10 protein-coding genes are annotated in these 12180 nt (G+C 73.4%); 3 read left to right on the top strand and 7 right to left on the bottom strand.

The features are described from left to right. Nucleotides 1–90: 90 nt before the first annotated feature. On the bottom strand, nt 91–852 hold the full coding sequence (locus JQN84_RS16030) for an SDR family oxidoreductase (RefSeq protein WP_204959178.1): 762 nt from the start codon (nt 850–852) through the stop codon (nt 91–93). Between the two features lie 478 nt (nt 853–1330). Then, nucleotides 1331–1624: an antibiotic biosynthesis monooxygenase family protein gene (locus JQN84_RS16025; protein ID WP_204959177.1), complete on the bottom strand. Its 294-nt coding sequence runs from the start codon at nt 1622–1624 to the stop codon at nt 1331–1333. A gap of 467 nt (nt 1625–2091) precedes the next feature. Between JQN84_RS16025 and JQN84_RS16020 the strand changes: the two genes are divergently transcribed. Further along, nucleotides 2092–3090: a TerC family protein gene (locus JQN84_RS16020; protein WP_204959176.1), complete on the top strand. Its 999-nt coding sequence runs from the start codon at nt 2092–2094 to the stop codon at nt 3088–3090. Between the two features lie 52 nt (nt 3091–3142). Here JQN84_RS16020 and JQN84_RS16015 read toward each other — a convergent pair whose 3' ends face one another. Together JQN84_RS16015 and JQN84_RS16010 are read right to left on the bottom strand one after the other, a co-directional pair. Beyond that, nucleotides 3143–4051, bottom strand: a complete 909-nt coding sequence (locus JQN84_RS16015; protein ID WP_204959175.1) for a C40 family peptidase — start codon at nt 4049–4051, stop codon at nt 3143–3145. A 61-nt stretch (nt 4052–4112) separates the two neighbouring features. After that, the gene (locus JQN84_RS16010; RefSeq protein ID WP_204959174.1) at nt 4113–5225 is read right to left on the bottom strand and encodes a mandelate racemase/muconate lactonizing enzyme family protein; all 1113 of its coding nucleotides are present in this window, start codon (nt 5223–5225) and stop codon (nt 4113–4115) included. A 44-nt stretch (nt 5226–5269) separates the two neighbouring features. Between JQN84_RS16010 and JQN84_RS16005 the strand changes: the two genes are divergently transcribed. Continuing rightward, nucleotides 5270–6067: a tyrosine-protein phosphatase gene (locus JQN84_RS16005; RefSeq protein ID WP_204959173.1), complete on the top strand. Its 798-nt coding sequence runs from the start codon at nt 5270–5272 to the stop codon at nt 6065–6067. Between the two features lie 7 nt (nt 6068–6074). Here the strand turns inward: JQN84_RS16005 and JQN84_RS16000 are convergent, their stop codons facing one another. The 3 genes from JQN84_RS16000 to JQN84_RS15990 all read right to left on the bottom strand — a co-directional run bounded on the left by JQN84_RS16000 (nt 6075) and on the right by JQN84_RS15990 (nt 11512). Further along, nucleotides 6075–6926 (bottom strand): serine hydrolase, encoded by an 852-nt coding sequence (locus JQN84_RS16000; RefSeq protein ID WP_204959172.1) that lies wholly within the window; start codon nt 6924–6926, stop codon nt 6075–6077. Nucleotides 6927–7120: 194 nt separating this feature from the next. Further along, a complete protein-coding gene (typA, locus tag JQN84_RS15995) occupies nt 7121–8989 on the bottom strand; it encodes a translational GTPase TypA (RefSeq protein ID WP_088645075.1) in 1869 nt (622 codons plus the stop codon). Nucleotides 8990–9379: 390 nt separating this feature from the next. Further along, entirely contained in the window at nt 9380–11512 is a 2133-nt protein-coding gene (locus tag JQN84_RS15990; protein ID WP_204959171.1) for an MMPL family transporter, read from the bottom strand. Between the two features lie 148 nt (nt 11513–11660). On the opposite strand from JQN84_RS15990, the gene JQN84_RS15985 reads away from it, so the two are divergent. After that, the gene (locus JQN84_RS15985) at nt 11661–12176 is read left to right on the top strand and encodes a MarR family winged helix-turn-helix transcriptional regulator (protein WP_204959622.1); all 516 of its coding nucleotides are present in this window, start codon (nt 11661–11663) and stop codon (nt 12174–12176) included. Nucleotides 12177–12180: the final 4 nt, after the last annotated feature.

The raw sequence follows: 12180 nt of genomic DNA, 5'->3' as shown, positions 1-12180 counted from the left end.
GTGGACGACGCGAGCGGCGGCGACGGTCGGGAGGCCCTCGGGACTGCGCCCCCGAGCCTGGACGGCGGTGGCCGGGCGGCCGGTCCGGGCTCACCGGTAGCGGTTGAAGCCACCCTCGGAGTCGATGACCTGGCCGGTGATCCAGTCCGCCTCCCGTGAGCAGAGGAACCGCACCAACCGGGCGGCCTCCTGCGGGGTGCCCCAACGCCCGGACGGGAAGAGTGCCGCCACCGCGGCGTGCGCCTCGGGCGGGGCGTAACCGGTGTCGGTCGGCCCGGGGTTGAGGCAGTTGACGGTGATCCCCCGGGGCATCAACACCGGGGCGAGTTGCGTGGCGAGGTTCTCCACCCCGGCCTTGCTGGCCGCGTAGGCCAACTCGTCGGGCATCGGGCCGAGGCGCTGGCCGCTGGACAGGAGCACCAACCGCCCGCCCGACCCGGCGGTGAAGGCGGTGGCGAACGCGTCGGCCAGGAGCAGGGTGGCCCGCACGTTCACCAGCAGGTGCCGGTCGATCTCGGTGGCGTCCAACCCGCCCAGGCTGGTGCGGGTGGAGTAGGCGTGTGCCGCCACCACGCCGTCGAGCCGGCCGTGCCGGCGTACCGCCTCGGCGACCAGCGCGGCCGGGGCGGCCGGGTCGAGCAGGTCGGCGGCGGTGTGGGCGGCGGCGTCGCCCAGTTCGGCCAGCAGCGCCGGTACGCCCTGCGGATCACCGCCGTAGGGCTGCGCCTCGTCGTAGCCGGGTAGCCCGGTCAGCAACAGCCGGTGCCCGTCGGCGGCGAGGGTGCGGGCGACTGCCGCGCCGATGCCGACCCGTCGGCTCACCCCGGTCACCAGGAACACCCGTGCGGTCATCCGGGCAGTCAACCGGACGGTCGGTCCCGACGCCACGGATTAACCCCGCACGGCGGCCTCCGACCGCCCATCCCGCGTACGTCTCCGCAGGTCTGTCGCCCCGTGCGCCATCGGGCGGGGCATCGCTGGTGAGCCGATCGTGGGGCGGCGTCGGCGGTGCGCCTGGGGGCGGACCTGCGGCGACTCCCCGCCGTGTGTGCCACTCCCGTCGGCGCACCGCCGGGGGTGGCCGACGGTGGCGCGCGACGGGGTCGGGCCGGTGGCCGGACCGCCGGCGGCCAGGGGGTTTCGCCGCGCGACCACCGGACCCGGCACCCCCGAACGTGTCAGGGCCGGTTGCCGCGCGTGCGCCGCACGGTAACCCGGGGGTACGACAGAATCTGATCGACCAAGGTGGATTTTTTCGGGAAGTTGCCGGACGGCCGCCGGAACGTCGACGCAAGGCTGCCCGGCGGCGGGGACGCGCTCCCGGGCCGGCTCAGGCCGGTACGTCGAGGAAGTGCTCGACCCGGGGCGGGCCGGCGAAGTACGGGCCGATCAGCGCCCGCCACCTGTCGAACGCCTCGGTGGCCCGGAAGTTGTCCTCGTGGGCCTGTACCGAGTCCCACTCGACCAGCAGCACGAACCGGGAGGGGGACTCGATGCCCCGGGTCATCCGGACCGAGCGGCATCCCTCGGCGGCGACGATGATGGCGTGCGCCTGCGCGTAGGCGGCGGCGAAATCGTCCTCGTGTCCGGGCAGTACGTCGATGAGCGCGACCTCAAGCACCATGCTGACAGCCTGCCACGGAGCGGCGCGTCGGTGGTGTGCCGGGGCGACCGGTCACCCACCCGCCTACACCTAGCCTCCTAGGACGCCTTGCGCGGTGTGGCGCGGCGCGCGGCGGTCCGGCACACCGAACACCGGGAGCAGGCAAAAAGCGGAACGGACGACCCGGCCCGGGGTGTCGGCCTGGCGTCGGAACGTGATGCTGCCGGCAATGCACGCCGCAGGAGATGCGCCCGCAGCCCTCGATGGTGAACAATGGCGGCCGAGGAGGGGAGTATTCCCCCGCGACGGAGTCGTCAGCACGGTCGAGCGTCCCCCGACAGCTCGACCCGGCTCCGCCGGTCAGCGCCCCGCCTGCGGGTCGCTGGCGGAAGAGACCTCCGACAGTCACCAGTGTGTGCGTCGTCGCCCACCTCGCCGTCACGCGGCGTACGGTGTGCCCGACGCCGCGTGTCTGCCGGAGGAATGGATTGAACGTGTCCGGAATGGTGTGGGCGGGAACCCTCGTCGCACTGACGGCGGTGCTCCTCGCCGACCTCTTCATCATCGGTCGTCGGCCGCACGAGCCCAGCGTCCGTGAGTCGAGCCTCTGGGTCAGCTTCTACGTCGGCCTGGCGCTGCTGTTCGGCGCGGGGCTGTGGGTCACCGCCGGTGGCGACGTGGCCGGCCAGTTCTACACCGGCTGGCTCACCGAGTACAGCCTCTCGGTGGACAACCTCTTCGTCTTCGTGATCATCATGGCCCGGTTCCGGGTGCCCCGGAAATACCAGCAGAAGGTGCTGCTCATCGGCATCGTGCTGGCCCTGGTCATGCGGGGTGGTTTCATCGCCGCCGGTGCGGCCCTGATCTCCCAGTTCTCCTGGGTGTTCTACATCTTCGGCGCGTTCCTCATCTACACGGCGATCAACCTGGCCCGGCAGGGCGAGCCGGAGGAGGACGAGTTCAAGGAGAACGTCCTGATCCGGTGGAGCCGCAAGGCGCTGCCGCTGTCCCGGGACTACGACGGCGCGAAGCTCACCACCCACGAGGCGGGCCGGCGGCTGTTCACCCCGATGCTGGTGGTGATGATCGCGATCGGCACCACCGACCTGATCTTCGCGCTGGACTCGATCCCGGCGATCTTCGGGATCACCAAGGAGCCGTACCTGGTCTTCACCGCGAACGTCTTCGCGCTGATGGGCCTGCGTCAGCTCTACTTCCTGGTGGGTGGGCTGCTCGACCGGCTGATCTACCTCAGCTACGGCCTGGCCGTGGTGCTCGGCTTCATCGGCGTCAAGCTGGTGCTGGAGGCGCTGGCCGACAACAACCTGCCGTTCCTCAACGGTGGTGAGCCGATCGGCTGGGCCCCGCACATCCCGATCTGGCTGTCGTTGACGGTCATCATCGGCTGCCTCGCCGTGGCGACGGTGGCCAGCCTGGTCAAGTCGTCCCGGGACCGGCGGCGTGAGCTGACCGAGGCGCGTCGCTGACCGTAGTGCCACCGACGGGCGTCACCGCACTGCCGGTGACGCCCGTCGCCGCTCAGACCCGGTGCGCGCCGACCAGGGTGGCGACCCGGTCGGGTGGCAGCGGCTCGGCCAGCACCCGCCGCTGCCGGTAGCAGGCGTGCAGCATCCGTGGCCCCCGGCCGGCGGTCACCAGGCCGACGTGGTGGATGCCCCGCCCGGGTCGGGCGAAGAAGTACAGGTCGCCCGGGCGTTCCTCACCGGCCGGCACGGGGGTGGTGGCCGCCGCCTGGTCGTCGGCGTCGCGGGGCAGCGTCACGCCGAGCCGTCGCCACACCAGGTGGACCAGGCCGGAACAGTCGATCCCGTGCCCGGAGAGCCCACCCCAGACGTACGCGACGTCGCGCAGCCGGGTGGCGACGGCGAGCACGTCGTCGGCGGTCGGCGGGGTGGCCGGAAGGTCGGTGACGTCCGCCTCGGGGACCCACAGCGGATCGGGCCGCCCGGGTACCCGTACCGGCCGCCACCCGTCGACGGCGGGACCGGCCGGGTGCAGCCGGGTGCCGAGGACGACCCCCGGCAGGGCCACCGGGCCGGCGGGGGCGACCCGTAGGCCGGTGCTGACGGCGTCGACGACGAGCGGGCCGGCCGGGCCGCCGTCGGGGGTGGCCGGGGCGAGCTGGGCGGCGGGCAGCCAGCCGGGGTAGCCGCGCGGGTCGAGCCGGGGCGCGGCCTGCTGCACGGCGACGACCCGGGCCCAGCCGTCGGGGTGCAGCGCGGTCACCAGCACCCGTTCGCCGAGCAGCAGTTGGCTGAGCACGCAGTCACCGACCCGCTGGTTGGCGTCCATTCCGGTGATCCAGCCGTCGGTGTCCGAGGGCACCGCCAGGGCGGGCCGGTCGACCGGGCGGGTCGCGCCGGGGTCGGTCCAGAGGGTGGCGACGGCCACCCGGACGAGGGCCTCGCGGCCCGGCTCCAACTTCACGTCGACCTCCGGCTCACGTGTCGGTGCCCCATCCGGACCATAGGAAGAAAATCTGCGATCATCAACCTCGGTGCTGAATCTTAGTTTCGTTCTCCGGAGTTGTGGTCACCGCGGTGACGCCGAGCCCCGGCGCGTCCGGCAGCACCACCGTGGCGCCCTCGTACCGCAGCCCGCCGTGCACCGGTGACCAGGCCAGCCACCAGGCGGCGTCCAGGTCGGACACGGCGCTGGTCCGGTAGGCGGCGGCCAGGCTGGCCGCCGCGCCGACCCCGACCTGAGTCTCCATCATGGACCCGACGAGGGTGCCCAGCCCGTGTTCCCGGGCGAGTTCCAGCAGGGTCCGGGCCTGGCGCAGACCGCCGCACTTGGCGAGCTTGACGTTGACCAGGTCGGCCGCCCGCCGCCGGATCACCGCGACCAGGTCCCGTACCCCGAACACCGCCTCGTCGGCGAGGATCGGCACGTCCACCCGGTCGGCGACCCAGGCCATGCCGTCCAGGTCCCACCGGGCCACCGGCTGCTCGACCAGCTCCACGTCGAGGCCGGCGTCCTCGACGCCCCGGATCACCCGGACCGCCTCCCGGGGCGTCCACCCCTGGTTGGCGTCCAACCGCAGGCGCACCTGCGGGCCGACGGCCGCCCGGACCGCGCGGACCCGTTCCAGGTCGCCCGCCGGGTCGGTGCCGACCTTGAGCTTCAGCACGTCGAAGCCCTCGTCGCGCCGTTGCCGGGCGGCCACCGCCAGGTCCGCGCCGGCCCCGGCGGCCAGCGTCACGTCCGTCGGCACCCGCAGCGCCGTCCCACCGAGCAACCGCACCAGGGGTACGCCGAGCCGCCGTGCCGCCAGGTCGTGCAGCGCCACGTCCAGCGCGCCCCGGGCCGCCTCGTTGCCGGCCACCGCCGCCGCGACCTCGGCGCAGCGGGCCAGCACGTCGTCGGGGTCCCGGCCGAGCACCGCCGGGGCGAGCACGTCGCGCACGCAGGACTCCGCGCCGGCCACCGACGCCCCGGTGACCTGCCACACCTGTGGGGCCTCGCCGTAGCCGGACCGCCCGTCGGCGTCGGTCACCTCCACCACCAGGGTCTCCACCGTGGTGGTGCGCCGCAGCGCGGTGACGAACGGGGTGTGCAGCGGCGCGGACAGCTGGTGGGTGCGTACCGCGGCGATCGTCATGTGCGGCACCCTATACGCACGTCGTCACCGAAGGAGTCGCGCCGATGACTGTGGCAAGCTGGACGTTGGTGGGTGCGCCGAACGCCCGTGACCTGGGCGGACTCCCCACCCGTGACGGTCGGCGGGTGCGCCCCGGCCGGCTGATCCGCACCCCGGCGCTGGGCCGGTTGACCGAGACCGACCTGACGGTGCTGGGCCGGCTCGCCCCGGCCTGCGTGGTGGACCTGCGCGACGACGCCGAGATGGCGTCCGCCCCGCCGAACCGGCTGGTCGGGGACCCCTACCTGGTCCGATTGCCGGTGCTCGACCCGGCGCACCCGGGGTTCGGCTACCTGTCGGCGGTGCTGCTCGGTCACGACCTCACCGGTCACGACGAGGCGGCCCGGCGGGGTGCGGCGGTGGCGATGGGGGAGCTGTACCGGTGGTTTGTCAGCGGCGCGGTGGCCCGGGAGGGGTTCGCCCGTGCGGTGCGGCTGGCGGCCGACCCGGTCAACCTGCCGCTGCTGTTCCACTGTTCGGCGGGCAAGGACCGCACCGGGTGGCTGGCGGTGGTGCTGCTCACCGCGCTCGGCGTCGACGAGGAGACGGTCCGGGCCGACTACCTGCGGCACAACGCGTTGACGGTGGAGCTGCGCGGGGAGGCGTTGGCGGCGATGCTGCGGCGCCGGCCGGAGTTGGACCCGGAGACGGCCCGGGCGGTGCTGGAGGTACGCCCCGAGTACCTGGACGCCGGCTACGACGAGGTGCGCCGCCGGCACGGGTCGTTCGACGCGTACCTGGCCGACGGGTTGGGGGTGACCCCGCAGCTCCGGGATGCCCTGCGGACCCACCTGCTGGACTGAGCGCCGGTCAGCCGGTGAGGTCGTGCCGGGCGGCCCAGGCCGTCGCGGAGACCTCCGCCAGCAGCCGGCAGGCGTCGGCGTCGTCGGGCGCGGTGGCGGGGTCGGTGGTGGCGCAGACGGCGATCACGTAGGCGGGGGCGTCGTCGGGCAGGACCACGCCGGCGCTGTGCCGCAGGCCACGTACCCAGCCGTTCTTGTGAGCGATCCGGGTGCCGGCGGGCAGCCCGGCGGCGAGGTCCTCGCGGTGGCGCTGGTCCAGCAGCACGTCGACCATGGCGGCGCAGGCCGCCGGGGTGGCCAGCGGGCCGGGCCGGGTCGCGCCGAGGGCCAGCCCGCCGAGCAGGGCGGCCAGGTCGGCGGGGGTGACCAGGTTGGTGGTGCCGGCCTCCCGGGCGGCGGCGTCCTCGATGCCCCGGCCGGTGACGCTGTGCCGGGCCCCGGCGAGCCGCCAGGCTTCGGCGACGGCGGGCAGGCCGAGGAGTTCGATGATCAGGTTGGTGGCGAGGTTGCTGGACCGGGTGATCATCCGGTCGGCGAGCCAGCGCGGGGTGGCCCGCCCGCCGAGCCGCTGCCAGACGGCGGCGTCGTTGTCGTAGGCCCGGACGCAGGCGAACCGGGGTGCGTCCGGTCGGGCCGAGGTGAAGTCGTTGACCACCGGCACCGGGTCGTCCAGGTCGAGGAGGTCGGCTTCGGCGGCCCGGTGCAGGGCCAGCAGCACCGCCACCTTCATGGTGCTGGCCGCGTAGTGGGTGGCGTCGGGGGTGCGGGTCCAGGTGGGTGGGGCGTCGAGCCTACCCAGGTACGCCGAGACGGTGCCGGGCACCCGGTCCAGCCGGGCGTCGAGGTCATCCCAGGTCATGCCCGTGACGCTAGCCGAATCCGGCCCGCCGGGAGGGCCCGGCGGCTCCCGGGGCAGGGTGCCGGGGCGGCCCGGCGGCCCCCGGGTGGAGTCGGCCGGGCCCGGGGCGGGGGACGGGCGGAGCCCCGGTCCGGGTGAGGCGGACCGGGGCTCCGGGTGAGGCGGGGTGTGGCAACGGGTGCGACCCGGGTGGGTCAGCCGGCGTGCTTGCGGCGGGCGGCCATCCGGCCGCGCTGGGTCTGGTCCAGCACCACCTTGCGGATGCGTACGGCGACCGGGGTCACCTCGACGCACTCGTCCTCGCGGCAGAACTCCAGCGCCTGCTCCAGGGAGAGCTTGCGCGGGGGGATCAGCTTCTCGGTCTCGTCGGAGGTCGAGGCCCGCATGTTGGTGAGCTTCTTCTCCTTGGTGATGTTGACGTCCATGTCGTCGGAGCGGGAGTTCTCCCCGACGATCATGCCCTCGTACACCTCGGTGGTGGGCTCGACGAAGAGCTGGCCGCGCTCCTGGAGGTTGATCATCGCGAACGGGGTGACCACGCCGGAGCGGTCGGCCACCAGCGACCCGTTGTTGCGGGTACGCAGCTCACCGAACCACGGCTCGTAGGACTCGAAGACGTGGTGCAGGATGCCGGTGCCCCGGGTGTCGGTGAGGAACTCGGTACGGAAGCCGATCAGGCCCCGCGCCGGCACCAGCCACTCCATCCGGATCCAGCCGGTGCCGTGGTTGACCAGCTGCTCCATCCGGCCCTTGCGGGTGGCCAGGAGCTGGGTGATCGCGCCGAGATACTCCTCGGGGGCGTCGATGGTCAGCCGCTCGACGGGCTCGCAGGTCTTGCCGTCGATCTCCTTGGTGACCACCTGCGGCTTGCCGACGGTCAGCTCGTAGGACTCGCGGCGCATCTGCTCGACCAGGATGGCCAGGGCCAGTTCGCCTCGGCCCTGCACCTCCCAGGCGTCCGGCCGCTCGGTGGGCAGGACCCGCAGCGACACGTTGCCGATCAGTTCCTTGTCGAGCCGGTCCTTGACCATCCGGGCGGTGACCTTGGCGCCCTTGACCCGGCCGACCAGCGGCGAGGTGTTGGTGCCGATGGTCATCGAGATGGCCGGCTCGTCCACGGTGATCAGCGGCAGCGGGATGGGGTTCTCGGCGTCGGCGAGGGTCTCCCCGATCATGATCTCGGGGATGCCGGCGACGGCGATGATGTCGCCGGGTCCGGCCGAGTCGGCCGGCTTGCGCTCCAGGCCCTCGGTCATCAGCAGTTCGGAGATGCGGACCCGCTGGGTGCTGCCGTCGGTGCGGCACCAGGCCACCGTCTGGCCCTTGGCGATGGTGCCCTGACGTACCCGGCACAGCGCCAACCGGCCGAGGAACGGCGAGGCGTCCAGGTTGGTGACGTGCGCCTGCAGCGGGGCGCCCTCGTCGTAGGAGGGCGGCGGGATGGTATCGAGCAGGGTCCGGAACAGCGGCTCCAGGCTGGTGCTGTCGTCGGGCACCGAGCCGTCGGCGGGCTGGGTCAGCGAGGCGATGCCGTCGCGGGCGCAGGCGTAGACGATCGGGAAGTCGATCTGCTCCTCGTCGGCGTCCAGGTCGAGGAAGAGTTCGTAGGTGTCGTCCACGACCTCCTTGATCCGGGCGTCCGGCCGGTCCACCTTGTTGATCACCAGGATGATCGGCATCCGCGCCTTGAGCGCCTTGCGGAGCACGAACCGGGTCTGCGGCAGCGGGCCCTCGCTGGCGTCGACCAGCAGCACCACCCCGTCGACCATGGTCAGGCCCCGCTCGACCTCACCGCCGAAGTCGGCGTGGCCGGGGGTGTCGATGATGTTGATGGTGACCGGGTCGGAGCCGTCGGCCGGGAGGTAGCGCACGCCGGTGTTCTTGGCCAGGATGGTGATGCCCTTTTCCCGTTCGAGATCCATCGAGTCCATGACGCGCTCGGTGTTCTCACCACGGGCCCCGTAGGCGCCGGCCTGCCGCAACATGGCGTCGACCAGGGTCGTCTTGCCGTGGTCTACGTGGGCGATGATGGCGACATTGCGGAGGTCGGTGCGAAGCTGCATACCCTCCATACTCCTGTCTGCGGTTGCCGGGGCAGATGTCGGGGTCGTCCCGTCACCGCCCGGATCTGTGCCGGAACTGCTGTTCCGGCCGTGCCAGCGGCGGGTCTGCCGAGCCCACCGGCGGGCCGGCCGACCCGGGGGCGGCCGGGCACCTGGTCGTCGCGACGGTCACCGCGGACGAGGCCGCAGTGATCTTCGGTCTGTCGGTGCCGGGGGAGTCGACCCTGCTGGTCGGTCTCCTAAGCGTACGCGGGCCTGTGCGGGCCCGTCCGGGCACTGCTCCCGGTGGCCGGTGCGGCCGTGACGGGCGACACATCCACCCGGGTACGCCGACGGCCGGGGGTCCCCACTGGTGCAGGTGGGGACCCCCGACCGGGTCGGAGGGGCGGGTCAGTCCCGGGCGGCGACGGCCGGCGCGGCAGTGGCCGCCTCGGCGTCGTCGTCGGCGTCCCGGTCGATCCGGCCGGGCCACCAGAACCGGTCGCCGAGCAGGAACGCCAGCGCCGGCACCAGCACGGTGCGCACCAGCAGCGTGTCGAGCAGCACGCCGATGCACACGATGATGCCGATCTGGGTGAGCAGGATCAGCGGCAGCACGCCGAGGACGGCGAAGACCGCGGCGAGCAGGATGCCGGCGCTGGTGATCACCCCGCCGGTGACGCGCAGGGCGGAGAGCATGCCGTCGCGGGTGCCGGCGACGCGGGCGTCCTCGCGGGCCCGGGTGACCAGGAAGATGTTGTAGTCCACGCCGAGCGCGACGAGGAACACGAAGGCCAGCAGGAGCACCCCGCTGTCGAGCGCGGGGAAGCCCAGCACGTGGTCGAAGAGCAGCCACGCCGCGCCGAGGCTGGCGAAGAAGGACGCGATCACGGTGAGCACCAGCAGCAGCGGGGCGAGCAGGCCGCGCAGCAGCGCCACCAGCACGGCGAAGACGAGCACCAGGATGATCGGCAGGATCAGCCGCAGGTCCCGGGTGTTGGCCTCGTCGGAGTCGTAGGTGGCCGCGACGGTGCCGCCGACGAGCGCCCCCTCAGCCGGTTCGGCACCGGCGACGGTCGGCGGCGCGGAGCCGGGTACGGCGGCCACCGCGTCACGCAGCGCCTCGACGGCACGGTCGGAGGCCGGGCTGCCCGGTTCGTCGGTGAGCACCACGTCGACCTGGGCGACGGCGCTGCCGGCCACCCCGGGCCGGGCGGAGGCGACCCCGGGTACGGCGGCGGCGGTGCGGGTGACCTCGGCGGCGGCGGTGGGGTTGGTGAGCACCGCCACCGGCTGGGTGATGCCGGCGGGGAAGGTGCGGGCCAGCGTCTCGGCTCCGGCGACCGCCTCGGGCTTGACCCGGAACTGTTCGGTCTCGGACAGTCCGGTGCGCAGGGTGAGCCCGCCCAGGGCGAGGCCGGCGAGCAGCAGGGTGGACAGCACGGCGACCGGCAGCGGCCGGCGGACCACGGCCGTGCCGAGCCGGCCCCACAGCCGGCCCTCCCGGGCCGGGCCGCCGACCTTCGGCACGAACGGCCAGAACAGTCCCCGGCCGAAGATGACCAGCACGGCGGGCAGCACGAACAGCGCGGAGAGCATGGCGAACACGACGCCGGTGGCGCAGGCCACGGCGAGCGCCCGGTTGGTCTCCTGCTCGGACAGCAGCAGGGTGAGCACGCCGAGCACGACGGTGCCGCCGCTGGCGAGGATGGGTTCGGCGGTGCGGCGTACGGCGGCGCGCATGGCGGCGAACCGGTCCTCGTCGCGGCGCAGTTCCTCCCGGTAGCGGGCGATGAGCAGCAGGGCGTAGTCGGTGGCGGCGCCGAAGACCAGCACGCTGGCGATGCCGGTGACCGCGCCCTCCTGGAGGTTGATGCCGACGGCGGGGACGATGGTGTCGACGGCCCGCAGGGTGAGCTGTTCGGTGGCGGCGACGACGATCAGCGGCACGATCCACAGGAACGGGCTGCGGTAGGTGACCAGCAGCAGCAGGGCGACCACGCCGGCGGTGACGGCGAGCAGGGTGAGGTCGGCGCCCTCGAAGACCTTGGTCAGGTCGGCGGTGAACGCGGGTGCGCCGGTGACCGCGGCGGTGAGCCCGGCGGGCAGGCCGCCGAGGGCGTCGCGGACCTTCGCCACCTCGTCGGCGACGGCCTGCTGACCGCCGGCGGTGTCCAGCGGGACGGCGAGCAGCGCGACGGTGCCGTCGGGGGAGACCTGGGGCGGGCTGACCTGGCCGCCGACGGCGAGCCGGCCCAGCGCGCCTGCGCGGTCGGTGACGGCGGCCCGGTCGGTGTCGGTCAGCGGGCTGCCGTCGTCCCGGCTGACCACGACGATCGCCGGTTGGACGTCGTTGTCGGGTAGCTGGTCCTGGAGGCGTTCCACCTGGGTCGACTGCCACTGCACGGACAGGCCGGTGGCCGAGACGGGGGCGGGGTTGTCGGGCCTCGGGAGCCCGAAGACGACCGCGCCGACGACGATCGCGGCGGCCACGGTGAGCCAGGCGGCGAGCCGGCTGCGGGCGACGCGGGTGAACAGAGACATCGGTGGCCCTCGTGGTCTGTCGGTGGAAACGCCGACGGGGAGATAGCCCGCCGTTCGAGTATCTTGATGACCGAGATTATCCGCCGCTGTTCTATGCTGCAACCGGGCGCAGCGACAGGGGGCAACGGCGGGCGTGGCAACGCACGGGATGTATCGGCGGCGGGACGACCCGCGCGGGCGGATGGTGGCCGACATCACCAACGACCTGCGGCGGTACTCGGTCGACGCGCAGCACATCGGGCACGCGTTCGCCAACCTGCACGGGCTCAACCCGACCGACCTGCACGCCCTGATCGCCGTCATGGACGCCGAACTGCTCGGCGACCCGATCACCCCCGGCCGGCTCGGCGAACAGCTCAACCTCTCCTCCGGGTCGGTGACCGCGCTGATCGACCGGCTGGAACGCGCCGGGCACATCCGCCGCGACCGCGACACCGCCGACCGGCGCAAGGTGTTCCTGCACTACGCCGACCAGGGGGCTGCCCTGGCGATGAGCTTCTTCGGCCCGCTCGGGCGGCGTACCGACGAGGTGATGGCCCGGTTCACCGACGACGAGTTGGCGGTCGTGCACCGGTTCCTGGCCACCATGGTCGCCTCGATGCGGGAGCACCGCGACGCGATGCGGGCCGCCCGCGCCGAACCGCCCCGCCGCCCGGCCGACTGACCGC

The sequence above is a fragment of the Micromonospora humidisoli genome (assembly GCF_016900955.1).
In the GTDB taxonomy this organism is placed as follows: Bacteria; Actinomycetota; Actinomycetes; order Mycobacteriales; family Micromonosporaceae; genus Micromonospora; species Micromonospora wenchangensis.
The sequence above is the reverse complement of the archived record's forward strand: the minus strand, read 5'-3'. Positions and strand labels throughout refer to the sequence as shown.

Coding starts and splice junctions, on each gene's coding strand:
- JQN84_RS16030 (WP_204959178.1), bottom strand. CDS start 852: ATGACCGCACGGGTGTTCCTGGTGACCGGGGTGAGCCGACGGGTCGGC.
- JQN84_RS16025 (WP_204959177.1), bottom strand. CDS start 1,624: ATGGTGCTTGAGGTCGCGCTCATCGACGTACTGCCCGGACACGAGGAC.
- JQN84_RS16010 (WP_204959174.1), bottom strand. CDS start 5,225: ATGACGATCGCCGCGGTACGCACCCACCAGCTGTCCGCGCCGCTGCAC.
- JQN84_RS16005 (WP_204959173.1), top strand. CDS start 5,270: ATGACTGTGGCAAGCTGGACGTTGGTGGGTGCGCCGAACGCCCGTGAC.
- JQN84_RS16000 (WP_204959172.1), bottom strand. CDS start 6,926: ATGACCTGGGATGACCTCGACGCCCGGCTGGACCGGGTGCCCGGCACC.
- typA (WP_088645075.1), bottom strand. CDS start 8,989: ATGCAGCTTCGCACCGACCTCCGCAATGTCGCCATCATCGCCCACGTA.
- JQN84_RS15990 (WP_204959171.1), bottom strand. CDS start 11,512: ATGTCTCTGTTCACCCGCGTCGCCCGCAGCCGGCTCGCCGCCTGGCTC.
- JQN84_RS15985 (WP_204959622.1), top strand. CDS start 11,661: ATGTATCGGCGGCGGGACGACCCGCGCGGGCGGATGGTGGCCGACATC.